Genomic DNA, 25950 nt, shown 5'->3' with positions numbered 1-25950 from the left:
ATCTGTCATCTGTCATCTGTAAAGACCAATGACCAATGACTAATGACCAATCATGAATCCTACTGACTAATGACCAATTACCAATGACCAATCACCAATGACTAACAACTCCTCTGCTCCTCTCTAACAACTAACAACCAACAACTAACAACCCCTCCCCGCTACTTCCCTAACCATGTCAGACCAGAGAATTTTCGAGCAAGCTGTCCAGATCAACGCCAGTGCCACCGTAGTCGAGCGGTGTATTACTGACCGTACTCTGATGCATCGCTGGCTAAACCCTGCCCTCCGGTGTGAACCGATTGGTGACTGGTCAACCGATCTGGGTAGCCAGAGCCGCTTCATCATTCAGGTGCCGCTGGTGCAACCGAGCTTGAAAAGTGTGGTGGTCGAGCGAGAACCGGGTCTGGTTGTCTGGGAATTTAAGGGCTTTTTTAAGGGACGCGATCGCTGGGAGTGCAATCCAGAAGCGCAAGGGACTCGCCTGTTGAATCGATTTGAGTTTGAAATTCCCAATCCTCTGGTTCGTCTTGGCTTCAATGCCATTGCATCCTCCTGGACCCAAACGGATATGCAAGCACAATTACGGCGACTGAAGCAAGTTGCGGAAGAGGTTTACCAACGAGAACTTTAGTCAATTGAAGGACAGAGGATGGAGCGTAAGCATCTGAAACTCCGGCAGTTTTGTTAAAAATGGGCTTGAAGGGCGTTTCGTTAATAATCCCACCTGTAAAGTTTTTAGGCTCTTAAATTCATTTGTACTGAAGTTCGTATGTACTTTAATGCAGATGTACTGCTAATCTGGGAATTATAGGCTATGGCATTTGACTGCTATGATTCCGCAACGCCTGACGCTGAAAAATTTTTTGAGCTACCGTGAGGCAACCCTGAACTTCGAAGGGTTGCATACTGCGTGTATTTGTGGACCCAATGGGGCGGGAAAGTCTTCCCTCTTAGAGGCGATCGCCTGGGTGGTTTGGGGTCAAAGCCGTGCCCTGTCTGAGGATGACATCATCCACATCGGTACCCAGGAAACTCAGGTTGATTTTATCTTTACCAACAATCAGCAGACCTACCGCATCATCCGTAGCCGCTACCGGGGACAGGGAACGGTGTTGGAATTTCAGATTGGGGAACAGAGTAGGAGAGAGGGAGCGGGGGAGCAGAGGGTTAGGGAAGAGGATACAGAGAGCCAACCGGAATCACCAACAACGAACAATCCTCAACTGGAAACGGCTTCCCCATTCCCCACTCCCCACTCCCCACTCCCTATTCCCCACTTTCCTTCCAACTTCCGCCCCCTAACCGCAAAAGGAGTTCGAGCGACTCAACAGCTTATCCTGGAGCATCTTAAGCTGGACTATGAAACGTTTATCAACTCCGCCTATCTGCGCCAGGGGCGGGCAGATGAGTTTATGTTGAAGCGTCCTGGGGAGCGCAAGGAAATTCTGGCAGATTTGCTGAAGCTCGATCAATACGATGTTCTGGCAGAGCGAGCAAAGGATCAAGCACGCCAGTTGAAGGGACAGATTGAACTGCTGGAGCGAAACCTGGAATCGATTCAAGACCAGCTTCAGCAAAGTGGGGCAATCGCCCAGGAACAGGCAGTATTGGATGCCATACTGGCTGAAATGCAGCAGCAGCAAACGGCAGCCAGCAACCAGTTGCAGAGCCTCCAGGCAATTCAGCACCAGCGCCAAACCTGGCAGCAGGAGTTGACCTGGCAGCAGCAACAGCAGCGCATTTTAATCCAGGACTGTCAACGGTTGCAGCAGGAGCTAGTCGCTGCCCAGCACCAGCACCAGGGGTTGGAGTCTTTGCTTCAGCAGGAGGGGGCGATCGCCGCTGGTTTTCACAATTTTCAATCCCTTCAGGCACAGGAAGAAGTGTTGGCAGGTAAGCTGAAGAGCTACCAGGTGATGCAGCAGCAACGCCAGCAGTACCAGCAACAACAGAATGAGGCAACAGCCCAACTGCAAAGCAAGGTGCAGCAGATTCAGGCACAACTGGAGGCGCTATGGCAGCAAGAAGGTGAAATTCAGCATGTCTTGAGTAAGTCTGCCGATATTGAGGCGGCTTTAGTCCAACTCCAGCAGGCACGCGCCCATCTGGTGCAACTAGACCAGGCACAGGCACAGGTTGCCCCCCTGTTGCAACGTCGCCAGCAGATTCAGTCTCAGCTTGACCGTGCCCAAACCCTTATGACAGCACGGTTAGAAGAACTCCGCAGCACTGCCCACCAACTGCATACCCAGCAGGCACGCCAGCCCAAACTGCAACAGGCAGTTCTGGAAGTCAGTGACCGGATTGAGACCCTGGAAGAACGCCGCGCCTACCAGCAGCGTGTGCGGGAGAAGGGACTAGAGCGCCGCAGTTTTATGGAACGCCTCCAGGCTCATCAGCGCGACTATGAAACTCACTTGGCGGAAGTTGAGCAGAAGATTCAACTGCTGATGCAGGGAGAGGGGAGAGGGGAGAGGGAGGGAACGGCGATTACAGCCGATTCAGTCCCTTTAGAGGAGGGAGACATCGAGATTACCCAACCCGCCCAGCACCGAACTGAGATAATGGCTTCCTCTCCCGCCGACTCTTCAAATACACCTTTGGAGAATGGATTTGCTGGCGGTGAAGTCATGCCAGCTTCCTCTGCCTATCCCCCCTGCCCTCTTTGCGATCGCCCTCTGGATGAACACCACTGGAACCTGGTGCTGGAAAAGCATCGGGTTCAACAGCAGGAAATTCTGGCGCAGATTTGGATGATTCGGGAGCAACTCTCGGTTTCGGAACGAGAAATTCAGGTTTTACGGCAGGAATACCGCGAACTAGAGCAGGAGTTAGGGCAGTATGGCACGGTTCTAGAACGCCGTGGTCAACTTCAGGAACAACTTCAGATGACGGCAGATGGGCAAACCCATTTGCAACAGATTACGGCTGAAGTGAGTCAACTGGAGCGATCGCTGCAAACGGGAGATTTTGCCGCAGAGCTACAGAAAGAGCTGTTCCTGTTAGATCAGAGTATTCACCCGTTGGGCTACGACGAGAAAAACCATGCCCTGGCACGGGGCGAAGTCGATCGCTGGCGGTGGGCAGAAATTCGGCAGGCAGAAATTAAGCAGGCACAGCGACGACAACACCAGATTGCCCAGCGACAACCCGAACTAGAGGCTCAACTGACCGAGTTACAGAACCAGCTAGAGCAGTTGAATCAGGAAACCACTTACCAATTAGATAGATTGGATCGCCAAATTTTAGAAGTTGGCTACAACCTGGATCAACACAATGAATTGCGCCAGCACATTCGTGAAGCACAACCCTGGCAACTGCGATATCAAGAACTCTACCAGGCGCGACAACACTATCCCCAGGCGCAGCAACGGTTAGAACAACTAGCCCACGCCCTTCAGGAACGTCAACATGCCCTCCACTCAGTTCAACTCAACCTTGAAACACTGATTCAACAACTGGAGCAAACACCTGATGGTCAAACTCAGATTCGCCAATTAGAACAACAAATCCAGGAACGGCGATCGCACCTGGACGAAAAACTAGCCCACCTGGGTCGGCTACAACAACAGCAACAGCAGTTAGAACAACTCAAAACTCAAAGCTTAAAACTCAAGGGCGACCTGCAATCTGCCCAACGTCAGTATCGGATTTATCAAGAGTTGTCCCAGGCATTTGGCAAGAATGGCATTCAGGCATTGATGATTGAAAATGCCCTACCCCAACTGGAAGCTGAAACTAACCAGATTTTGAGCCGCCTCAGTGCTAACCAGTTACACGTTCAGTTTGTCACCCAGCGGGCAGGCAAAGGTAGCAAATCTGCAACCAAATCTGGTGCCAAGCTGATTGATACCCTGGATATTTTGATTGCCGATGCCCGCGGCACCCGTCCCTACGAAACTTACTCTGGTGGAGAAGCGTTTCGGGTTAACTTTGCCATTCGGTTGGCACTGGCAAGGCTACTAGCACACCGATCAGGCATGGCTTTGCAAATGTTGATTGTGGATGAAGGTTTTGGCACTCAAGATGCGGAGGGCTGCGATCGCTTAATTGCCGCCATCAACGCGATCGCGCCTGACTTCGCCTGCATCCTCACCGTTACCCATGTGCCTCACTTTAAAGAGGCATTCCAGTCGCGGGTAGAAGTATACAAGACCGAAAACGGCTCCCAGTTAAGCCTATCGGTTTGAGATCAGGGTAATAGGTGGTGCTGAATAGCCGTATGAATTGGAACGACGTTTCAATTCATACAACTTCCCAATTCATACCCAAAATCAGCAACGCTGGGTAATAAGGCGCATCTGGTGCGGCGGTTTATGCCCACTCAACAACCGACAATTAACCACTCGTGCCACCGATTACCTATCAACTGCCATAGGAGCTATTCAAATTTGTTGTTTTCCATACGAAAATACTGAAGTGTTGGGGTTTAGACTTCAACGATTCCATGATTAAGTTCTAAACCTAAATTTCATGACAAATTCAATGCTTCAAAATTCTTCTATGACTGATTCCAACGCTCAGTTCATGCGCGAGGCGATCGCCCTTTCCCGGCACAGCATTCGTTCGGGACAGGGGGGACCCTTCGGTGCCGTCATTGTTAAAGATGGAAAAGTGATTGCGACGGGAAACAACCAGGTCACCTCCACCAACGACCCCACTGCCCATGCTGAGGTGGTTGCCATCCGGAATGCCTGTCGCACCCTAAACACCTTTCAACTCACTGGCTGTGAAATCTTTACAAGCTGTGAGCCTTGTCCCATGTGTTTGGGAGCAATTTACTGGGCAAGACCCGACCGAATTTACTATGGCAATACTAAAGTAGATGCGGCTGCTATCGGTTTTGATGATCAGTTCATTTATGATGAACTGGATGTTCCCATACAAGCCCGTAAACTACCCATGGACCAGTTATTACCAGAAGAGGCGATCGCGGTCTTTCAGGAATGGGCAGCTAAACCCGATAAAGTTGAATATTAATGAGCAATTGCCCAAACACAGCATTCCAACCATTATTCTGATAAAGGCTACTTTTTTAAAGAATGCCGGATGGTTTCAACCAGATGATTAAACGCTTCCTCTGAAAGCCGGTTCACATCCTGTCCAGGCTCAAAGCAGCGGGAAAGGTATGCCATGTTGCGTTCTAACTTGCCAGTTTCCAGGTTCAAGATCAGCACATCCATTCCCCCATCCGGCGTTGCGATTACCTTGACTGGGCGATCATTAATTACAAAGTACCAGGGAAATCCACCACTCATTACTGCCGTCCTCCTATTTCTCTAATTCATTGTGTCTTAAGAGGTGGGGGTTGGGAGGTGAGAGTTTTGAGGTGAGAGTTTTCAGATAGTGAGGAATGGGTTGTCCTTTGTCATTCGTCCTTTGTAAATACCAATGACCAATGACTAATGACCAATGACCAGGGGCTACTGCCTTCTAAACTTTATCCCGCATCCTTTAGCTTTCATCCTTCCACAGTTTCCCCCGATTGGTTTCTAGACAGATTGGGCATTATTGAGTCTATGAAGATACTACGCCAGCAAAAAATACTGATTGCGATCGCTACAGGCATTGGCTTATTAGCGGCTGGTTCCGCCTTTATCTACTGGCAACACCTACAGCGCCAGTGGTGCGTCCAGTTCACCTCCAGCAACCGGCAGGAAGTCCGCTATAGCCGAGGCTGCTATAGCCCAAAGCGGTATAAGCAATGGACGATAACCGCGATGAAGGAAGAGGGGCACAAGGGTGAAGGATAAAGGATGAAGGATGAGTATTTTTAACTCAAAACTTTTAACTCTCAACTCTCAACTCCCCCTGGTACCCAGTCCCCAATCCCCCAGTCCCGACCTCTTCCATCCAGTTCGCCAGTTCTATCAAGGCGCGATCGCGGTAGACTCCATAGCGTTCCTGCTTGTTGCGAATGCGCTGGGGTAGCTCTGGCAGGATGCCAAAGTTGGGTGGCATCGGCTGAAAGTGTTTGGGTGAGGCGGAACTGATGAAGTCAAATAGGGCACCCATCATGGTAGTTGGGGGCAGGGCGATGGGAGGTTGTCCCAGGGCAAGACGGGCAGCGTTGGTGCCAGCCAGCCAGCCACCTGCTGCTGCCGCCGTATACCCTTCAGTGCCGACCAGTTGACCAGCGGCTAACAGGGTATGGCGGGTTTTGAATTGCAGTGTGGGATGGAGTAATTCGGGTGCGTTGATGAACGTGTTACGATGCATAACTCCCATCCTGACAAATTCGGCATTTTCCAGTCCGGGAATCAGGCGAAAGACTCGCTTCTGTTCGCCCCAGCGGAGATTGGTCTGAAAGCCAACCATATTCCAGAGTTGTCCTGCCCGATCTTCTTGACGTAGTTGCACTACTGCATAGGGGCGTTTGAGGCGGTTGTCGGGATCGCGAAAGTCTCCCAACCGCTGGTCAAAAATGCCCACTGGTTTGAGTGGACCGTAGCGCATGGTGTCTTCTCCCCGACGTGCCATCTCCTCAATTGGCAGACAGCCCTCAAAAAATTTAGCGGTTTCCTGCTCAAAATCCTTTAACTCTGCCTGTTCAGCGGTGCAGAGTTGTTGCCAGAAATGGAGGTACTGTTCTTTGCTGAGGGGACAGTTGAGGTAGGCGGCTTCCCCGCGATCGTAACGGGAGGCAAGGAAGGCAATCTCAAAGTTAATCGATTCGCCAATCACAATGGGGCTAGCCGCATCAAAAAAGCTCATGTATTCCATGCCGGTGAAGCGGTGCAGGTCTTCTGCTAGAGCAGGACTGGTCAGAGGTCCGGTGGTCAGAACGACCAAGCCTTGCCTGGGAATCTGGTGAATTTCTTCCCGACGCAGGTCAATCAAGGGATGCTGGGCAAGGGTTTCCGTCAAGTTTTGACTAAAAATGGCGCGATCGACCGCCAGGGCACCGCCAGCAGGAACCTGGTGCTCGTCCGCCTTGCTGATAATAATGGAACCCAGACGACGCAGTTCTTCATGCAGCAGCCCCGCCGCCCGATCGCTGGATTGCGCCCCAAAGGAGTTGCTGCACACCAGCTCTGCCAGGTGCTCGCTATGGTGTGCCGGACTGAGCCGCTGCGGGCGCATCTCGTACAGGATAACGGGAATCCCAGCCTGAGCAATTTGCCACGCGGCTTCGGTGCCAGCCAGTCCACCACCGATGACTTGAATTGGAAGAAGGTTTGACATGAGGGGGTGAGGGAGTGAGGGGTGAGGGGGACAGAGGGGCGGAGGAGCAAGGGGGAAGGGAATGAAGAGTTGAGAGTTGAGGATAGAGAGATGAGGATTGGAAGGGTGGGATTTGGAGAGTATCTTTTGGAAACATTGCCATGCCTCCCTTGCCTCCCTTGATAACCAGCTTTCCTCGCCTCCTTCTTATCTAACAACTAACAACCAACAACTAATACCATTTCTTTATGAGGCTGCACTGAACAAGGGGCTTAAGCCCCTTGCCTGACAAGGGTTAGTTCTGCTCATCCTTAAATGAAATTGGTATAACAACTAACAACCAACAACTCCCTTACCCATCCACCCCCTACCCCCTTTCTCCCTCCTCACCCCTCACACTTCTCCAACTGCACCAGAGCGTTGTAGTCAGGAACACCACCAATCGGCGATCGCCGGGTTCGGTCTAACAGACGATTGGCTTCGGGCCAATGAACCTGGAGATTTCCTGGCTTGACGGGAGCCAGATAAACCCGTCCCCGATACTCACCCTGGTCGTTCTTCAGTAAGACGGGATCGCCGTTGCTGAGAGAAAGGCGATTGGCATCTGCCTGGCTCATCAGAACTGCCTCACGCGCTGCACCGGTAATCTGGTCCTTGCGCTCCTGCACCATGCTGTTGAATTGTTTCCCCCGCCGGGTGGTGAGTAAAAAGTAGCCTGCGGGGATGGTGCGATCGGGAAGCCCCAGGGGGGTAAAGTGGGCTTTGCCGTCTGGGGTGGCAAACTGCCAGCCAAAGCAGAGATGGGAGCCGCCGTACTGGAACTGGTCTCCTGCTTCTTTTAAATGTTGAATTCCGGCGTAGAAGGGGACAACCTGGGCAATTTCTTCCCGGATGGCGGCTGTGCTGGGGAAATCGAGCGGCGATCGGTCGCCTGTTTCGCTCAGGTCTGGGCGAACTCGTTGTGCCAGTTCCATAAACACTTCCCATTCGGGGCGGGCTTCTCCAATACGGGGACCGGGAATTTCTGGGCTAAAAATAATCCGGCGTTCGGTACTGGTTTCGGTGATCCCACCGGGCACTTCGTAGCGGGTGGTTGCAGGCAGAATCACGACCGTCTCGCTGGGGTCAGTCAGCATTTGTTTAGAACAAACAATGTCCATGTGAACTCTCAATGGCACACGCTTTAAGCCCGCTTCTACATAATCCGGGTCAGGAAGCACTTCCAGAAAATTGCCGCCGACGGTAAACAGCACATCCATTTCACCCCGATGAGCCGCATCTATCATTTCAGGAGCAGTCAAACCTGGGTTAGAGGGCACTTCAAACCCCCACTGCTGGCTTAACTGGCTAGCCGTCTCTGGTGTGATCGGCTTTCCCCCTGGAAAAGCGGTGGCATAGCAGCCCATCTCTGCCCCACCCTGGACTCCAGAATGACCGCGAATCGGCATCAGCCCACAACCTTCCCGTCCGACAAACCCTTTGCTCAGAGCCAGGTTAATAATGGCGCGGACGTTGTCTTCTCCACACTCATGCTGGGTAATGCCCATGCTCCAAACGAAGACAGCGGTTTTGGCTGCTGCAACCATCTGGGCGAAGGTCAACATTTCCTGCCGGGAAGCTCCCGAAACCTGCTCCAGTTCCTCCCAGGATTGGGATTCCAGGGCTGTTTTTAGCTGGTCGAAGTGGGTGGTATGGCGCTGAATGAAATCGCGATCGCACCAGTCCTTCTCGACCATCCACTTCAGCACACCATTCAGAAAGGCAATATCACCACCCACATTAACCAGGAAAAAGTCTTCGGCAAACTTGGTGCCAAACAGCGCACTCTCCACCACGGAGGGCACCCAATAGCGTTCCATTCCTGGTTCCCGATAGTTGTTGATCACGACCATTCGAGTCCCTGCTTTCTTTGCCAGGTGGAGATATTTGACCGTAACGGGCTGGTTATTCGCCACATTGGAGCCAATGAATACCAGCAGATCAGTCCCAATCCAGTCTTTGTAGGAACAGGTAGTTGCGCCTGCACCAATCGTTGTTTTCAAAGCCGCTGTACTGGGTGAATGGCAGATACGGGCAGCATTATCAATGGAATTCGTGCCCATTGCCCGTACTGCTTTCTGGGTAGCGTAATAGGTCTCATTCCCGGTTCCCCGACTGGTAATGTAAAAGCCAAGCCGGTCTGGGGTGGTTTCCTGAATATGGTTAGCAATCAGGTTCACGGCATCATCCCAACGGACACGGCGAAACCCTGTTTCACCTTTCTGTCGAACCATCGGATAGGGCAAACGCCCCAGGTCGCGGAGTTCCTGTCCACTTTTGGACTGAAGCAGCGAAATGTCTTCTAATAGACTGGAATCAAGCGCTGGCATCGTATTTAGATGCAGCAACCGCAACCGCACATTGCAGACATGGATGCCATCCTGGGTCCAATCTTTCATGCCGGTGGTGCCCAAAGCGCAACCATCACAAACACCCTGGTTGAGAATCCGCCATGCGTAGGGAAGCTGATCACGGCTCTGCCAAACTGCCCGAAACACTTCCCAGTAGTTATTGGGATACTGTTCGCCAATTCCAAAGGGTTTCCAGCTTGCCCAATGTTGGGGAGTCCAGCCTTTTTTAGGTTTGCGTAGCATGGTGGAGATGTGTCGGGGGATGGGGGATGGGGGATGGGAGATGGGAGATGGGGGGATTGGCTGTAAAAATTAGTCTGGATTCGCGTCCTGTCGATGATCTATAAGAGCGAAAAAGGGGATGCGGATGGCTGCGATCGCCCAGTCTACACTCTGTACAAATAATTGCAGGTTGTCCACCGCATACCAGAGCCGTACCCTAACCTGGCGACAACCATTTCTATCGTAACTTGATAGATCACGTAGTCCCCTCTAGTTGCTTTATGGCAGACGTTTTGCGTGAGTGGGATAGACGGGTAGTGGGGCGACTCATCCACTCATCCACTTATTCACCCATCCCCTCTTCACCATCAGTCGAAAATTTCATTGAAAACTAAATAATTCAACTTGTATGGGGTATCCGGAGATTGGCAACAGGCAGCGAAAGAGTTGATTAATGAGCACTCTATCAACCGTTAAGCCATATACCGAAAGAAAAACCCATGTCAAACTTGCTATCGCGTGAGGGGACAACCTACCTGGAACTGGAAGCACTGTTAGATGGGCGGTACCGGGTCGTGCAGGTGTTGAGTACCGAGGACGGGGGACAGGTCTATCTGGCACAAGACACTCGCCGTCCCAGCCAACCCCAATGCATCATCCAGCACGTCAAGCCGATTGCGGTTGAACCCGAATATCAAGATGCCATCCGCCATCTGTTTGTCCGGGAGGCTGCCATCCTTGAAAAACTGGCAGACCATGATCAGATTCCCCAACTATTAGCTTGTTTTGAAGACGAAGAGGGGTTTTATCTGGTTCAAGAGTTTGTCAGCGGTTATCCCCTCAGTCTGGAGCTTCAGGCAGAGCACTCCTGGGATGAGCATGAAATTGTGCAACTGCTGCTGGAGTGTCTGGAGCCATTGGCATTTGTCCATAGCCAGGGTATTCGGCATGGGAACATGACCCCTGAAAATCTGGTGCGGCGAATGCAGGATGGCAAGTTTGTCTTAGTCGGGTTTGATAGTGTCAGGCAACTTCACCAGTCTTTGTTGTCCTTACACGGACAGGCAGTTTTGCCCCCAGAGATTATTAACCAGGGCTACCAGGCTCCAGAGCAGCTTCAGGGAATGCCCTGCCTGGCTAGTGATGTTTATGCCGTTGGAGTCATTGCCATTCAAGCACTCACCGGCACCCATCCGTCCCTGTTTGAAACCGGATCTAAACAAGGAGAATTTTTCTGGCAGTCGTCTCTCCAAAATGGGGATTCCCCCAGAGAAGAACTAGTCTTGCTACTCAACCGGATGGTGCATTCCGACTGCAACCAGCGCTATGCCTCTGCCAATGAGGCGTTAGAGGCAGTTCGGCAATTTGGGCAAACAGTTGCGCCGCAGCCGATTGGAGATGCTTCTTTAGCGGTTACTGTAGAGCCGGGTTCTGTCCTCTATCCCGTCGCCCAAAGCAATTCTCCGGTCAGAAACCTGTCATCGGCGGAACGGCATGGCATGACTTTGATGGTGGGGTTGGGAATTGGCACGGTCGTGACGGCAACCAGCGTCGGCTATGCCTTTCTCATGAGTCCGCCAGATCTGACTGATCGCGGACCGCAGGTTTTAGAACAGGCAAAAGATCAGTATCAGCAAGGAAAACTGCCGCAGGCAATTAGTCTGGCAGAATCTATTCCGATTACCAGTCAGGCTTATACCTCAGCCCGAGATGCGATCGACTCCTGGCAACAGGACTGGCGCGAGGCAACTTCTGTTTACCAGAAAATGCAATCATCACTGAAGCAGTCCAACTGGCAAGCCGCCTTGCAGGAAGCGAAGGCTTTACCCCAGAATGCTTATTGGAAAGAGCGCAGTGCAGACCTGGTGCAGCAGGCAAACCGAATTGCGGAAGACAAGGCGACCCAGTTGATGGTGAAGGCGTATGGGGATGCGATCGCCAAGAACTTCACCAGTGCTTTGGACACACTCAAACAGATTCCCACCGGCACAACGCTTTACGCTCAGGCACAGGAAAAAATTCGTGAGTACACCCAGAAGCGGGAAATCAGAGCTACTGCCCTATTGCAAAAAGCCTACAACCGAGCAGCTAAACGCGATTTTGAAGGTGCATTAATCTACTTGAGGCAAATTCACCCGGATACGGCTGCCTATGGAACGGCGAAACCTAAGATCCCGGAATACACGAAAAAACAAGAAATTCGGCTAAAAGCCTGGTTAGAAACCGCTGAAAGGCAAGCCAATGCCAGCAGCTATCTGAGTGCCCTGACTTCCTTAGAAAAAATTCCGACTGGCTCCTCCCTGGATGTCAAAGTTCAAGAAAAAACAGCGGAATATACCGACCGGCTCTCCGTCTGGTCAGATGATTTGCTGCTAAAAGCGAATGAGCGGGCAACCAAGCAAGAATACTCTAGCGCAATGGAATTACTGAAACAGGTTCCCTTGGGCACTCCTTCCTATGGTACAGCCCGCGAGAAAATGGACGAGTATGCCCGGTTGCAGCAGCAGAAGCAAGCTGGAATCTTGCAACCAGTCGAGGCAGATGCGATCTCGTATGACCCCAATCTATTTATCGATCGCTCCTCCCTGTCTTCAACTCCATCATCCACTGTAACGATGCCGGTTTCCCATATCCCGGATCTGAATCCAGGTAGCTACCTGCGAGAAGTTAGCCCGTAGGAGGAGGGGAGACGGGAGTAGCAAACCCTGACATCTGACACCCAACCCCTGCTATTTCAGACTAAAAAAATCTAAATCAATCACGGCTTTTATCCGGAGAATTCACAAAACTCCTGATAAATGAAGCGTGTCTCCCCCTTACCCGCGTCTCCCCTAACCCTACCTACCCCTTTCTGACCCCTGAGGGCATGCCACCGAAAGCCCATTTGACCCCCCACCTGACGGCTGAAGAACTCAAGCGTCTTTATCGACAAGCGCAGGACACCACAGAAGCCCGTCGATGGCATCTGCTTCATCTTGTTGCCGAACAGTGGACGATTAAGCAAGCTGCCCATGTCATTGGTTTAAACTACGACTACGCTAAAGAAATTGTCCGCCGATACAATCGAGAAGGTCCTGCCGCGATTAAAAGCCGCAGTCAGAAACGACAACCATCTCCGCGATCGCTCCTCACCCCAGAACAGCAGCAAGAACTCCGTGAGGCTCTAAAACAACCTCCGGCTGAAGGAGGTAACTGGTCTGGTCCTAAAGTTGCCCGCTGGATTGCCGAAAAAATTGGGAGAGAAGTTTATCCCCAACGGGGATGGGACTATTTGAAGCGTTTTAGAAGTGAGAATTAAATAAGTTGCAGGTATTGATAGGGGTGGCTCCTACTCAGCAATACCATCTTTTGCTTTTGCGATCGAAGTTGGATTCAACAAGGAAAAAGATGCTTTTTTAGCTGTTGTGTCAGATAGTACAATTTGCCTTAAACTAACAAGCCCTTCCTGGATAAAAGAATCCCTGATTAAGGTACTGGGTCCACTAATAAAACTGGTCTCAAACAATACTTCCCGGATTCCCGCTGAAATTAAAAGTTTAAGACAGAAAAGACAGGGTTCTAAGGTCACGTAAATACTTGCACCATCGGTTGAAATGCCATGCTTTGCAGCCTGGGCGATCGCATTTGCCTCCGCATGAACTGCCCGCGAAGGCATGGTTTTGCTGGCATCACAACTGCTCAGATCTGGATAGCAATAACCCTGGGTAATGCAGTGGGCTGAACCGGATGGCGGTCCGTTATAACCCGTTGCTAGAATCTGTTTATGCTTTACAATTACGGCTCCTACAGGGAAAGCTAAACAGGTTGAACGGGTCGCTGCCAGTTTAGCAAGCATCAAAAAATATTCATCCCAGGATGGTCTTTGATGTGAGTCATGATCTAGGGGGATTGGATTCATCGGTAGCCTATCGGGTATCAAATGTATTGAATGCTAGGAAAAGTTATTGTGAACCCATAAAATGGGGCTGATTAGTCAACAGGTAATAACCCTGAACTTTATATAGCAGGCAATAGGCAACAAGCAACAGACGACAGATAACTGAGCGAAAACTTGATAATAAAGGGGCAATGTGACAAAAATATTGCCAAAACCCAGCCTGGATAGGTATTTATTCCCTATCTTTATTTCAAGTATAGATTTATTGTTAAAATCAGTTACAAACCTTAGAAAGCGGGAAAGTCGTAGCCGTCATGGGTCAAGTTGGGGTTCTGTTGTTAAATCTGGGCGGACCGGACCGGATAGAGGATGTTCGTCCGTTTCTATATAACTTGTTTGCAGACCCAGAAATCATTCGGTTGCCTTTTCCCTGGTTGCAACGTCCCCTGGCGTGGTTTATTTCAACCATGCGGGTTAAAAAATCCCAGGAAAACTATCAATTAATTGGCGGTGGCTCTCCGTTAAGGCGGATTACGGAGGAGCAGGCTCAGGCATTACAAACCCGACTGCAACAAAAGGGGCAAGAAGCTCACGTCTACGTGGGGATGCGCTACTGGCATCCCTTTACCGAGGAGGCGATCGCCCGGATTAAGCGCGATCACATCAAGCAACTGGTCATTCTTCCCCTCTACCCTCATTTCTCCATCAGTACCAGTGGCTCCAGCTTTCGTCTGCTGGAAAAGATTTGGGAAGAAGATGCGGCTCTCCAGGAAGTTGACTACACCGTGGTGCAATCCTGGTATGACCGACCGGGCTACTTAGAAGCGATGGCACAACTGATTGCCCAGGAACTTGATCAGTTCTCTGATCCCACTCAGGTGCATGTTTTCTTCAGTGCCCACGGCGTTCCGATCAGCTATGTTGAGGAAGCGGGTGATCCCTATCAGAAAGAAATTGAGGATTGTGTCGCGCTAATTATGTACACCCTCAACCGTCCAAATCCGCATACCCTGGCTTATCAGAGCCGGGTGGGTCCAGTTGAGTGGTTGCAGCCCTATACCGAAGATGCCCTTAAAGAACTGGCAGAGCAGGGTGTGAAGGATATGGTCGTCGTGCCGATTAGCTTTGTTTCAGAGCACATTGAAACATTGCAAGAGATTGACATGGAATATCGAGAAATTGCCGAAGAAGCTGGGATCGAAAACTTCCATCGTGTACCTGCCCTCAACACCCATCCCGTGTTTATTGACGATCTGGCAAACATGGTGCTGGAATCGATGAATGCTCCCAGCATGAGACTGTCGGAAGTGATGCATCCAGAAAAGCAGGTGAAAATGTATCCACCGGAGCAGTGGGAGTGGGGAATGACCGTTTCTGCGGAAGTGTGGAATGGTCGTCTGGCAATGATTGGAATTATTGCGGTTTTGATGGAAATGCTGCTAGGACGGGGTCCACTTCACGCGATCGGGCTGTTGTAGCAATTAGAGGATAGCTGAATAGCAGGATGAACTAGAACAAAGTTGTGATTCATCCTGCTTAAATTCATACCTCTGATTAGCAGGTGGTGTTTCAAAGGTGTGGTCGATGTTTGGTAGGGGCATTGCATTGCTACGCCCTACGGAACGTAAACAGCAGATCTAGAACACTTCAGGTCAAGAGATTGATGAGGGCGTTCCAAACGCCGGAAAAGAAGCTCCCTTCCCTGGGGCGAAACCATTCAAACTGTCCGGGTGAACCAAAAAAAGGTCGGAGCGTCCAGCCAAGCTGGCTACCGACAAAGCCATACAACACCAGCCAGAAGCGCAGAATATTTGTGCGGACTTGAATGCCCTGGCTGCTGTCACCGTCTCCAATGGGCTTCATCACCTGATAAAGGAAGGACACACCTAGCACTCCGGTTAATCCGAAGATGAAGACATTCAATAATAGGAAAAAGTTGTAGTCATTTACGGTAATCAGGAAGAACAGGGTGACCGGAGCAAGACCACAAAGCAAAATCGAAATCACTGAAACGGTTGCCAGCAAATAGGTAAAGTGCTGTCCCAGGGTTTGTTTTGAGCCAAACAGGACGTTGAAGATGTAAAGAGCAGGCAAACAAATTAGTAATGTAATCAGGTAAAGGGCAGGCAGCTTTATGGCTGAAGCTGCCACCTGCATGGGACTATGGAACGCCCCAATGATCGCCCCATAGAAAGCAAAAAAGCAACAACTGGAGATCAGGAGTGAAATGATTTTGCTTCTGAGTCCCACACGGTTATGGATCTCTTCTAGAAACTCTTTGCGATCGCGCAGCAGAAAGATCACCGTTGAAAAGTAGTTCATAGCTGCCTCTCTGGATTCCGTAAACAGTGAAAGCGAGTGCATTTTAAGATACACTCGCTCCCAAGAAATTACGGAAACTAGAATCAATGATGAATGAGCAGATGAGCGACTCACGTACCTATCTACTCATTTACGAAACTCAACGGCAAGTTAAGTCTTTAAATGATCTAGAAATCATTAACCGCGATCGCGAATTGTACGTGCCGCATCTTGCGTCCCGTATTGAGCTTCATTGGCAGCACGTCCGACGGCTCTTTGAGCGCTTTCAGAAACGTCTTCTGCGCCTTCGCGCACACCTTCAGTTGCTTCCAGAGCATTTTGTTTGGCTCTTTCAACGACATTGGGGGTTTCCTGACGAGCCTTATCGACATTACTCTTCAGGTTACGAAAACCTTGCTGAGTCCCTTCAGTCAGATTTTCCCTGGCTTGCTCGGCTGAATTTTCAAGCCGACGTGAAACATCCTTTGCCCCTTGACCAAAGGGATTACTTTCCCGTGCATTTTCAAGAGCTTCTTGGGGACTCTCAGCTCTGTTTTGCAGACGGTTTTCAGCTTTATTAATCAGCCTTTGCGCTTTTGCGTTGACATCGTTGTTGCCATTGTAGGCTGGATCATCATTGTAGTTATTCATTCCACCTTTCGGGCTTTGGGTGGGTTTGTAAAGCTCCCGTTGCGTTCCAGAGGCTTTGCCATAGGGGCTGGAAGTTTTAGCGGTCCCCTCGTTGACACCATTTGTACTGGGAGCAGCATTGTAGTCGTTGGAACGTGCGCTGGTAGCATTGGAGGGACCACCACAAGCCGTACTTGTTAATAGAAAAACACCTGCCAGGACTGTAATGATTGCTTGTTTAAATCGAAGCGATTTAACAAAAGATGTAATGCCAGCGATCGCGCTGAAAACCAAATTGTTCATAATAGTTCTCCATTGTGTGCGTACTTCTTAGCTTAAGCTCAAAGCTAATTAAACCTGAAATGTTTACAGGCTCATACATAGATTAGTCATCCGTGAAGAACTAATCATCTAGCTAAGGTCAGAGTGAAACAGATTAAAGTAACGCTCAAACGATGGGTTAATCCAAGTTAAATCTATGCTTCGTTGGGGAGCAGGATTTCATTACTTATGAAATATCTGAGCCTTTTCATAAAGGCTTTTCTCTCTAATGCAGCTATGGTGATATTTTTATATTTCTCAAGGCATCTTTCTTGAGTTATAGATGCTTCAATTAACCTTGGTAATCACCGCTACATAAGAAACTTTTACAATTTTTACCAGGTAAATTTTGTATGTCAGATCCCATTTGTGTATACGGTTAAATTGCTGATTCAGTAAGGCTTTTGGCATTGGTTTGTACCGTACTCGTCTGAGAATCGCTATATAGCGTTTTTGAATCCAGTGAGGTACATGGATAGTCATAGAACCCTTGAGTCAAACAGATGAGATGTACCTCACCCAGAAAGGAAACGCTAAATACGGCTCTGAAGCAGTTGTGAGAGCGAGAGGCTTTAAGAAATACGACTGTGGAAAATTTTTTCTTGAACCCCAGCCAGATAGAAGCGCTATCGTTTATTCGCTTAACATTTACTCCCGATGAAGGAGGATGAAGCTTTACAGTCAAGTAATGATAAGTAAGTATGACTAATAAAGTAATTTCTATGACGCAGACGATTGAACCAAACCAGAAGTATATTGGTGAGTTTCCTGATCAGCAAGCGGCAGAAGAAGCTCTTAAAGCACTTCAGGCAGCAGGCTTTTCACCGGAGCGAATTGCACTTCTGACTAAAACGCCCCCTGTCCCAGCAACAGAGGCAAGAAAAAGTGGCGCAATGGGCGCGATCGCAGGTGCTTTAACCGGCGCAATTGCTGGTTTAATCTTAAGCCTATTTAAAACCACTATGGCTGGTGGAATTCCGGCAGTAAACCCTATGATCAATCTGGTGGGATTGTGTCTTGCTGGCAGTTTGATTGGGGCAGCCAGCATGGGTTTAATCGCTGCAATGACGGGTGTTAATGTCCGTAGGGGAAAAGAAGGCTCTGAAGTAACTGGGCTGATACCAAATTTTGTTCTGTTTGCTAAAGATTTTCAACCCCATGAGTTGACCCAAGCCAAGCAGATTGTGCAACAGTGCAATGGTGAAATTTTAGAGTAAAGCTCTCCTACAACGACTGCTTAAGCAACCACTCAAACTCCGATTGAAGGGAGGGTAAATCTGCCATCCGCGAAACTAAAAGATTTTGGTCGCCAGCATCTGCTAGCCGCTGCTTCCAGTGGCAGATACTATCAATGTTGTTCATCCAGAAGCGGACAACTGTCTCCAAAACCTGATCCAGTTCCCATCCCTTCCCAGGGGCCACTGTTTCGACGTTTTCAAGCAAGGCATCTAAAGTACATTGGTAAGAACCCAGGTATGCCACGCCAGTTTGCGGCTTTTGTGGCAGAATTTCCTGTTGATAATTGAAGAACTGTAGCACTGGCGACACACCCAAAATCTCAAATGTATATGCCATGCGAAATCTCCAAACTCGCTTCTATTGATAGTTTTGAATATTGAATTTTATTGAATTAGTTGGAAAATTGCTCGGCTTCGCAAAAAACTGTTAAGCAGTTTGATGGAGTGACTGCTAAAAATGAGCTTTTTTATTGGAATTGACTTTGGCACTTCTGGGGCACGTATCGCGGTTATTGATGCAGACACCCACCTGCTGGCTGAGGCTAAATATCCTTTTGGCAAAATGCCCATCGGCAAAACAATCGATTGGGTATCAATCTGGCGAGAGGGTTTGTTTGCGCTCATGGCTAATGTTCCAGCAGCGTTGCGACGACAGGTGGGGGCGATCGCCATCAATGGCACTTCATCAACAGTGCTTCTGTGTGATGCAACAGGAAACCCGATCGCGCCTCCTTTGCTTTATAACGATACCGCTGCTGCATCCGAACTAGAGACACTGCACCAGTTTTTTGCCCAGGAAGCCTATACCACTGCCCCTTGCCAAGACACCGTACTAAGTGCCACCTCCAGCCTGGTCAAGTTGCTCTGGTGGAAACGACAATCGTTCTTCTCCCAAGCAACCTATTTGTTGCACCAAGCAGACTGGCTGGGATTTCTGCTCCACGGTCAGTTGGGTGTCAGTGACTATCACAATAGTTTGAAACTGGGCTACGACGTGAAACGGCTGTGCTACCCAGACTGGATGGAACCATTGGGTATTTTGCCCTTGCTACCCAGGGTAGGGGAGCCAGGGAGGGTGATTGCCCCTTTAAAGCCCTCGATCGCTCTCCAGTTCGGGTTGCCCCAAACCTGCCAGGTCTGTGCAGGGACGACTGACAGCATCGCTGCTTTTCTGGCAAGTGGAGCCAGTTCCCCTGGGAAAGCAGTCACCTCCCTGGGGTCTACGCTAGTACTCAAGTTTTTGAGCAAAACGCCCGTTGAAAATCGTCAGTACGGGATTTACAGCCATCGATTGGGAAATCTCTGGCTGGTGGGGGGTGCTTCCAACACAGGCGGAGCGGTGCTTCAACAATTTTTCACAACCGCAGAACTGGAATCCTTAAGTGCCCAAATACCCGTAGAGCAAGAAAGCCCATTGGACTACTACCCACTGCCCCAACCTGGTGAGCGCTTTCCAGTCAATGACGCGCAATTGCCACCTAGATTAGAACCCCGTCCTGACGATCCAGTTCAGTTTCTTCACGGATTGCTGGAGAGCATTGCGCGGATTGAGGCAACCGGATATCGTCTACTTCAGGATTTGGGTGCCTCCCCAATGAACCACGTTTACACCGCTGGTGGTGGAGCCAACAATGCCGCCTGGACAGCCATCCGTTCTCGCCAACTAGGGGTGCCAGTGACTCGCTCTGCTCATACCGAAGCGGCTTATGGCACGGCTTTGCTGGCATTACAGGCAATGGGAATGAATAAGAGACTCTCTATGCTGCATCGAGCCAGTCGAATACTCGATTCAACTGCTCTAAGGTAACCAGCCCATACTGCCAGAGAACAATGGGCAACAGGTTCAATGACTGCTCTGGTTGCTGCTGACTATGCCGCCTCAAAAGCTTCTGGGCTGTCAAAATCTCAGCAGCAGGAATACCAATCTCTTCTTGCAGAAATTGAAACAGTTTAGCTAGCAGTGTCAGTTCCATCAGGAGTCTTAGAACAGGACATATAGAATGTAACGTTTTATGTAAATCTCTGCAACATTTTCTCAGAATCAGTGAATTGAAGGTCAAAACCCCCTTAAATTCCTTCTGGACAGTTTCTCAAGCCTTACTTTTTTAGCCACCACAATAAAAATTAGTCTTGGTCGTTTTTCCCATAAGTCAATGCTTATAAAATCTGCTTAGCAAGGCTTTCAGGCTTTAAAGAACTGTTTATCCTACAAATTCGAGCCTTTAGAAAATTAAGCAAAAATACTTAACGGGTATTGACCAGGTAAAAATACTTAACGTAAAATGAAAACGAAATGTTAAGCAACTTGTAATAGTCAATTGAAACATTTCTAAATGCGTGCCCCAAAGCCTGCCCGTTAGACTACGGAGCGGGCTGTTTGTGAATAAAAAGAGCTTTTTAACTATGACTCAAACGCTGGATTCTCTCCCATCCGACTATTCCCGTACAAGTCTTTGTTGTTACGTGAATAATTCTCCCCGGATTCAGATTGCCCGCATTACGGATGTTCCAAACTGGTATTTTGAACGGGTTGTGTTTCCGGGTCAGCGCCTTTTATTTGAAGCACCAATAGATGCACATTTAGAGATCCATTCCAACGCGATCGCCAGCGCCATCCTGTCAGATACTATTCCCTGCCTTAATTTGCAGGTACAGGCACAGGGGGAGGTGAGTGGAGTTGAGAGTTAAGCTTTATAACAATCTGCAACGCCAAAAATTTCGTGAACCGCGGTTTCAATTTCCGCAATAGGGGTGCCAAACGCTATAGGGAGAGGCTAGGCTGGCGAGGAAGAAGAGAGGTGATCTATGCCACAACCCGCCATCCTCACCCGTGGACTGACCAAACAATTCGATCGCCAGGTTGCCGTGAATGATGTAGACCTCCAGGTTGAAGCTGGAGAAGTCTATGGGCTAATTGGTCCCAACGGAGCCGGAAAGACGACGTTGATTCGGATGCTGGCGACAGCAGAGGAACCCACCGTAGGCGAGATTTATATTAATGGGGAACGCCTGCGGCGGGATCAGGACAATCCCAACCTGAAGCGCCAGCTTGGCTACCTGCCGGATGACTTTCCCCTCTACGATGACCTGACGGTGTGGGACTATCTGGACTACTTTGCCCGCCTGTACCACCTGAAACAACCCCGGCGGGGGCAGCGGATGAAAGAAGTACTGGAACTGGTGCAACTGGAACACAAACGCAAAGACCCGATCGCCAGTCTCTCACGGGGCATGAAACAACGCCTCAGCCTTGCCCGCACGATTATCCATGAACCAGTGGTGCTATTGCTGGATGAACCCGTTTCGGGACTGGACCCGATCGCCCGTGTTCAGTTCCGTGACATTATCAAAGTCCTGCGAGAAGCTGGAATGACAGTTCTGATCTCCTCCCATGTGCTGAGTGATCTGGAAGAACTGTGTACCTCAGTTGGAATTATGGAACTCGGCTTTTTAGTCGAAAGTGCCTCGCTTAAAGCGCTCTATAACCGCCTCAGCCGCCAACAAATTGTGCTGTCTACCCTGGGTAGCCCGGATGCACTCAAGTCTGAGTTAAGAAACTGTCCCCTTGTAGAAGGAATGGAAATCCTGCCTGGGGAAAATCAGACCATGCATGTGCATTTTTCTGGCAGTACGGAGGACAGCGCCCAATTGCTGCGATCGCTGATCGAAGCGGGCATCCCCCTGACTGAATTCCACCGCACCCAGGAAAACCTGGAAACCATCTTCCTGAAGTTAGGACACCAGCAGACTTCGTGATACGGAAGGATGAAGGATGGAGTCCTTTGTCCTTTGTCCTTTGTCCTTCGTCCTTTGTAAACACCACTAACTAATGACCAATGACCAATGACCCCTAACAACCAACAACTAACAACTAACAACTAACAACTCTCCTCCCCCCTCACTTCTATGCTTTCATCCTGGCTGACCCAACTAGGCGATTGGAATCCTCAGCTTCTGCGAGAGATTAAAGGACGGTTCAGGTTCCGCAATTTGCTAACAACGCTCGTTCTGTCGGCGTTAGGGCAAATTGTTATCTTTCTTTACGTAGCCAGAAACCTGGAGCTTACTAAATACCGAATTGGGCAGCAGCAGGCGGGAGATCTTGCTGCACTTTATTTGCAAATTCAGTGGTTTGATGTGTTTCAATTGCTCACACGCTATGGGTTGTTGTTGTTGCTGACCATTGGGTGCTATCTCATGGCAGAAGATATTGCCGGTGAGTCACGACGAGGCACCCTGACCTTTATTCGCCTCAGTCCCCAATCTGGCACAAGTATTCTGCTGGGCAAGCTATTGGGGTTGCCGATTTTGTTGTACACAGCGATCGCCCTCACCCTACCTTTACATCTCTGGGCAGCATTTCATGCGGGTTTATCCGTTCTAACTATAGGAATCATTTATTTCCTGGCAGGAATTGCCTGTGCCTTCGGTTTCACTGCAACCCTTTGCTTCAGCCTGGTCTGGAGAGCCAAAACTCAAGTCTGGTTAATCGTCTTCCTGGCAGGCGGACTCAGTATCTTTTTATCTACAATCTGGAATTCCTGGGGAAACGACTATCGACAGATAATAATCCGCTCTGCTGCGATTGACATGACTCTTCCTGGATGGGTCTGGTTCATCTTTCTCGTTTTCATTTTTGGGGCTATCTCTTTTTGGCGGGGTAGCCTTTATCGTTTCCGCCATTCACCGAATCAGTAAGTTTCTTGTCCCATTGCCGTAAAAGATACAACCTGGAAACAATTCCCAAAACCTCCCAGACCTCCGAGGTTTTCAAAACCTCGGAGGTCTAAGCACTCCCAACTTTCAACTCTCAACTTTCAACTTTCCACTCTCCGGAGACTGCTATGCTACTTGACTGGTTCTACCCACTTGCCAACTGGAATCCGCAATTCTTTCGAGAAGTCAAAGGTCGTCTCAAACCGCGTAACCTGACCATGACTGCCGTAGCATCTCTGTTAGGGCAAGCATTGGTGATGCTATTTTTCTGGGTGGCACTGCCTGGAAAAAACTTTAAATTTAATGTCTACTGTCTATACCCCGACTGTGTGCGTGATGCCGCCGACAACATCCTAATTAACTGGCAGTTATGGTGGCTCAACATTTTCCAGGTCTTTAGCTGGGCACTCCCTTTCATTCTGTTGATTTCAGGGGTCTACCTGTTGATCAGCGACCTGGGTAAGGAAGAACGACGGGGGACGCTCAACTTTATTCGCCTCAGTCCCCAGACCAGCCAGAGCATATTGCTGGGTAAAATGCTGGGTGTGCCGATTGTGCCACTACTTGCAGTCGTCCTGGCAATCCCTCTGCATTTGCTATCTGCCGTGGCAGGAGGGGTTTCTTTCCTGACAGTGTTGAGTATTTATCTGCTGACCATTGCAGCAGCAGGGTTCTATTTTACTGGGTTTTTATTGTTTGCCTTTCTGGGTGCGTTCCAGGGATGGATTGGCGCGATCTCTGTCTGGTTCAGCTTCATGCTCCTGTTCCAGTTCATTCGCAGTATGGAATATAAGGATGCCTTCTACTCCATACCGGATCAATTTCTAGGGATTTCTATTGGCAACCATCTGGCTCTGTCCCTGGCGTTCTGGCTGGTTACCTTTGGAGTCGCAACCTTCTGGCTCTGGCAGGCTGCCAACCGGCGTTTCCGCAACCCCAATCTCACCCTTCTGAGCAAGCAGCAAAGTTATTTAATGACAGCTTGTTTTGAGTTCTGGCTGCTGGGGTTTGTGATTCGCGATCGCTCCTATGATGAACTGCTTATCCATGACCTGGCGAGCGTTGCCTTTTTCAATCTGTTCTGGTTTATCCTGCTCATCGCGGCGTTGACTCCCCAGCGCCAGATGCTGCTGGACTGGGCACGGTATCGGCGGCAGCGGGTGAGTAGCCGCAAGCAGTTCTGGAACCGTTCAGTCATGCAGGATTTAGTCTGGGGTGAAAAAAGCCCCTTACTGCTGGCAGTCGCTCTCAATTTGCTGGTAGCCTTTACCCTGTTTACCCCCTGGATTATGACCTGGGAAACCTCTGGGCAGAAACTTCAAGCATTTGTGTCCCTGCTGCTGGGGGGAATGGTGGTTCTGATCTGTGCGGCGATCGCCCAACTCGCCCTGTTTATGAAAACGCAGAAGCCTGCTGTCTGGGCAGTTGGAAGCATTTCAGTCTTCCTCTTTGCTCCTATCATGCTTCTGGCTGTATTCTCTTTGCATCCGACACAAATGCCAATCCTCTGGCTTTTCTCAATCGTCGCTTTCCCAGCCCTGGCCTACGCTACCGCTATGGAAGTTTTCTTTAGCTTCCTGGCACACCTGGGTCTCTTTGGTGTATTAACTGCCCATCTCACCCGTCAACTGCAAAAAGCAGGCGAGTCTGAGACAAAGGCGATGTTGGCAGCGGCAAAGTAGGACGGTAGCGCCCAATAGACCTCGGAGGTTTTCCAAAACCTCCGAGGTCTGGGATCTGACCAGATCCCTACACCTTTTCCTTGGGAGGCGGCACAATCCCCCGTTTACAAAGGTGCTCATCAATCTCCTTTAACAGGGTAAAGTCCGCTTCAGGCAGGAAAAAACTACCTGAAGCGGCTTCAGGCAGAGCAGGTGTTTTTTCCAGGAAGGCAAATGCCTGTCGGAATTGTTGGGGCGTTGTTTCAATCAGTGCCTCAAAATGGCAGGGAATAATCCGCTGAAAATTCCAGGTTGCTACGTGGTAAGCCCAATCCAGCGTCTCCTGGGGTGCCCGATTCAGAATTAAGGTTTGCAGAATCGGCGCAACAAACAACCGTCCTCCGCCCCGAAGTGCCTCAAATGATCTCTCCCAGTCCGGCTTCCATTGGAAAGGATATAAACCAAAGTAAGCTTTTCTGGAACGGTCTGGAGCCTGACGGGCAGCATGGGCAGCCTGCCCCAGGGGAATCGTCTCAACGGCACTGGGACGGAAATAAAAAGCAAATAGCGAGATCCGCTGCCATCCTTTGCGGCGATTTGCGGGATTGTCTTCTACTGGATCAAATACTTCATCCCTGGCATGGAACAGCAGCGGATAGGGGTCAAGCTGAACGATTTCGGGGGGTTCCTCTGGGATAGAAACGACCGAATCCGTCACCAGTAAGGTGCGCGATCGCCGATGGAAAAAGGCAACCTCTTCAAACGTCCCCGGACCCAGGGGAATGGGACCCAACATGGCGTAATCAAACTCATCGGCAAACGGAGTTTGGTTGCTGTCCTCCGGTAGAATTTGAGTTCGACCTAGGGGAAACCCTAACCAACTCAGGGGCAGGTTGAGCGGAAAACTCCACTGGTTGGGAGCCACAAAGACCTGCGCCTGGGGAAATTGACGGGCAAAGGGACCCACAAAGACCTTGTGTTCTAACCCAGAAATGGTGGTCAGAATGATGTACTTCACATCGCCATGCTCTGCCACCAATTCTTTCACCAGTCGAATGCACTCTGGAGTCGGGGCGATCGGCGAGTAGACCAGCAATCCCCCCGCTTGCAGTTTAACCACCGTCATCCGGATGGGAACCACGACATAAAAAATTCCCTGCACCTGGTCAAAGGTCCAGATCGTGTTCTTGACGACTTCTCGTCGAATCGTTCGTCGCTTGCCAAATGGATAGATAGGCAAGATCGTCCATAGTCTCCAGTAGAAGTCGCTATCATCAAGGGCAGATTGTTCACTTAGACCATTCACAATCGTTCTATCCACTCCTCTGTTATCAATAGATTTCCATACCATGATTTGTGGATTCCAAACAGCGATCTGCTGGCTCCCTGAACACTTCAAATTATGCCGCATTGGGGTCAATGCCCCG

Annotated in this window: 22 protein-coding genes; 13 read left to right on the top strand and 9 right to left on the bottom strand. The window is 49.9% G+C overall.

Annotated elements, in window-relative coordinates; all coding sequences use genetic code 11:
* Positions 1-175: 175 nt before the first annotated feature.
* From AC1S52_RS32780 to AC1S52_RS32770, 3 genes are all read left to right on the top strand, one after another.
* The gene (locus AC1S52_RS32780) at positions 176-634 is read left to right on the top strand and encodes an SRPBCC family protein (protein ID WP_482033252.1); all 459 of its coding nucleotides are present in this window, start codon (positions 176-178) and stop codon (positions 632-634) included.
* A 199-nt stretch (positions 635-833) separates the two neighbouring features.
* Positions 834-4193: an AAA family ATPase gene (locus AC1S52_RS32775; protein WP_482033251.1), complete on the top strand. Its 3360-nt coding sequence runs from the start codon at positions 834-836 to the stop codon at positions 4191-4193.
* Between the two features lie 313 nt (positions 4194-4506).
* Positions 4507-4983 (top strand): nucleoside deaminase, encoded by a 477-nt coding sequence (locus AC1S52_RS32770; protein ID WP_482033250.1) that lies wholly within the window; start codon positions 4507-4509, stop codon positions 4981-4983.
* 47 nt (positions 4984-5030) lie between these two features.
* Here the strand turns inward: AC1S52_RS32770 and AC1S52_RS32765 are convergent, their stop codons facing one another.
* Positions 5031-5261 (bottom strand): hypothetical protein, encoded by a 231-nt coding sequence (locus tag AC1S52_RS32765; protein ID WP_482033249.1) that lies wholly within the window; start codon positions 5259-5261, stop codon positions 5031-5033.
* Between the two features lie 147 nt (positions 5262-5408).
* Here AC1S52_RS32765 and AC1S52_RS32760 point away from each other — a divergent pair, with 147 nt between their 5' ends.
* On the top strand, positions 5409-5756 hold the full coding sequence (locus tag AC1S52_RS32760) for a hypothetical protein (RefSeq protein ID WP_482033248.1): 348 nt from the start codon (positions 5409-5411) through the stop codon (positions 5754-5756).
* Between the two features lie 34 nt (positions 5757-5790).
* Here the strand turns inward: AC1S52_RS32760 and trmFO are convergent, their stop codons facing one another.
* Positions 5791-7188 (bottom strand): FADH(2)-oxidizing methylenetetrahydrofolate--tRNA-(uracil(54)-C(5))-methyltransferase TrmFO, encoded by a 1398-nt coding sequence (gene trmFO, locus AC1S52_RS32755; protein ID WP_482033247.1) that lies wholly within the window; start codon positions 7186-7188, stop codon positions 5791-5793.
* A 365-nt stretch (positions 7189-7553) separates the two neighbouring features.
* Positions 7554-9800: an FdhF/YdeP family oxidoreductase gene (locus AC1S52_RS32750; RefSeq protein WP_482033246.1), complete on the bottom strand. Its 2247-nt coding sequence runs from the start codon at positions 9798-9800 to the stop codon at positions 7554-7556.
* A gap of 479 nt (positions 9801-10279) precedes the next feature.
* Here AC1S52_RS32750 and AC1S52_RS32745 point away from each other — a divergent pair, with 479 nt between their 5' ends.
* Positions 10280-12457: a protein kinase domain-containing protein gene (locus tag AC1S52_RS32745; RefSeq protein ID WP_482033245.1), complete on the top strand. Its 2178-nt coding sequence runs from the start codon at positions 10280-10282 to the stop codon at positions 12455-12457.
* A gap of 188 nt (positions 12458-12645) precedes the next feature.
* Positions 12646-13077 carry a helix-turn-helix domain-containing protein gene (locus tag AC1S52_RS32740; protein WP_482033244.1) on the top strand — a complete coding sequence of 144 codons (432 nt, stop codon included), beginning with the start codon at positions 12646-12648 and terminating at the stop codon, positions 13075-13077.
* A gap of 30 nt (positions 13078-13107) precedes the next feature.
* On the opposite strand, the gene AC1S52_RS32735 is transcribed toward AC1S52_RS32740, so the two are convergent.
* The gene (locus AC1S52_RS32735) at positions 13108-13677 is read right to left on the bottom strand and encodes a deoxycytidylate deaminase (RefSeq protein WP_482033243.1); all 570 of its coding nucleotides are present in this window, start codon (positions 13675-13677) and stop codon (positions 13108-13110) included.
* Positions 13678-13970: 293 nt separating this feature from the next.
* On the opposite strand from AC1S52_RS32735, the gene hemH reads away from it, so the two are divergent.
* A complete protein-coding gene (gene hemH, locus AC1S52_RS32730; protein WP_482033242.1) occupies positions 13971-15134 on the top strand; it encodes a ferrochelatase in 1164 nt (387 codons plus the stop codon).
* 169 nt (positions 15135-15303) lie between these two features.
* On the opposite strand, the gene AC1S52_RS32725 is transcribed toward hemH, so the two are convergent.
* Positions 15304-15978 carry a hypothetical protein gene (locus AC1S52_RS32725; protein ID WP_482033241.1) on the bottom strand — a complete coding sequence of 225 codons (675 nt, stop codon included), beginning with the start codon at positions 15976-15978 and terminating at the stop codon, positions 15304-15306.
* Positions 15979-16155: 177 nt separating this feature from the next.
* The gene (locus AC1S52_RS32720) at positions 16156-16890 is read right to left on the bottom strand and encodes a hypothetical protein (protein WP_482033240.1); all 735 of its coding nucleotides are present in this window, start codon (positions 16888-16890) and stop codon (positions 16156-16158) included.
* 740 nt (positions 16891-17630) lie between these two features.
* On the opposite strand from AC1S52_RS32720, the gene AC1S52_RS32715 reads away from it, so the two are divergent.
* Positions 17631-18125, top strand: a complete 495-nt coding sequence (locus tag AC1S52_RS32715) for a hypothetical protein (RefSeq protein WP_482033239.1) — start codon at positions 17631-17633, stop codon at positions 18123-18125.
* A 7-nt stretch (positions 18126-18132) separates the two neighbouring features.
* Here AC1S52_RS32715 and AC1S52_RS32710 read toward each other — a convergent pair whose 3' ends face one another.
* A complete protein-coding gene (locus AC1S52_RS32710) occupies positions 18133-18483 on the bottom strand; it encodes a hypothetical protein (RefSeq protein WP_482033238.1) in 351 nt (116 codons plus the stop codon).
* A 120-nt stretch (positions 18484-18603) separates the two neighbouring features.
* Between AC1S52_RS32710 and AC1S52_RS32705 the strand changes: the two genes are divergently transcribed.
* On the top strand, positions 18604-19953 hold the full coding sequence (locus tag AC1S52_RS32705; protein WP_482033237.1) for an FGGY-family carbohydrate kinase: 1350 nt from the start codon (positions 18604-18606) through the stop codon (positions 19951-19953).
* Here the strand turns inward: AC1S52_RS32705 and AC1S52_RS32700 are convergent.
* Positions 19904-20119 carry a DUF2949 domain-containing protein gene (locus tag AC1S52_RS32700; RefSeq protein ID WP_482033236.1) on the bottom strand — a complete coding sequence of 72 codons (216 nt, stop codon included), beginning with the start codon at positions 20117-20119 and terminating at the stop codon, positions 19904-19906. The two genes, AC1S52_RS32705 and AC1S52_RS32700, sit on opposite strands and share 50 nt — an antisense overlap.
* A gap of 430 nt (positions 20120-20549) precedes the next feature.
* Here AC1S52_RS32700 and AC1S52_RS32695 point away from each other — a divergent pair, with 430 nt between their 5' ends.
* From AC1S52_RS32695 to AC1S52_RS32680, 4 genes are all read left to right on the top strand, one after another.
* The gene (locus tag AC1S52_RS32695; RefSeq protein ID WP_482033235.1) at positions 20550-20834 is read left to right on the top strand and encodes a DUF1830 domain-containing protein; all 285 of its coding nucleotides are present in this window, start codon (positions 20550-20552) and stop codon (positions 20832-20834) included.
* Between the two features lie 117 nt (positions 20835-20951).
* Positions 20952-21902, top strand: a complete 951-nt coding sequence (locus tag AC1S52_RS32690) for an ABC transporter ATP-binding protein (RefSeq protein WP_482033234.1) — start codon at positions 20952-20954, stop codon at positions 21900-21902.
* A gap of 150 nt (positions 21903-22052) precedes the next feature.
* Positions 22053-22844: a hypothetical protein gene (locus AC1S52_RS32685; RefSeq protein WP_482033233.1), complete on the top strand. Its 792-nt coding sequence runs from the start codon at positions 22053-22055 to the stop codon at positions 22842-22844.
* Positions 22845-22990: 146 nt separating this feature from the next.
* Complete coding sequence (locus AC1S52_RS32680; RefSeq protein ID WP_482033232.1) at positions 22991-24544, top strand: hypothetical protein; 1554 nt, start codon at positions 22991-22993, stop codon at positions 24542-24544.
* Positions 24545-24611: 67 nt separating this feature from the next.
* On the opposite strand, the gene AC1S52_RS32675 is transcribed toward AC1S52_RS32680, so the two are convergent.
* The gene (locus tag AC1S52_RS32675) at positions 24612-25874 is read right to left on the bottom strand and encodes a DUF4336 domain-containing protein (protein WP_482033231.1); all 1263 of its coding nucleotides are present in this window, start codon (positions 25872-25874) and stop codon (positions 24612-24614) included.
* Positions 25875-25950: the final 76 nt, after the last annotated feature.

The sequence above is a fragment of the Kovacikia sp. CALU 1929 genome (assembly GCF_056784235.1).
The sequence above is the reverse complement of the archived record's forward strand: the minus strand, read 5'-3'. Positions and strand labels throughout refer to the sequence as shown.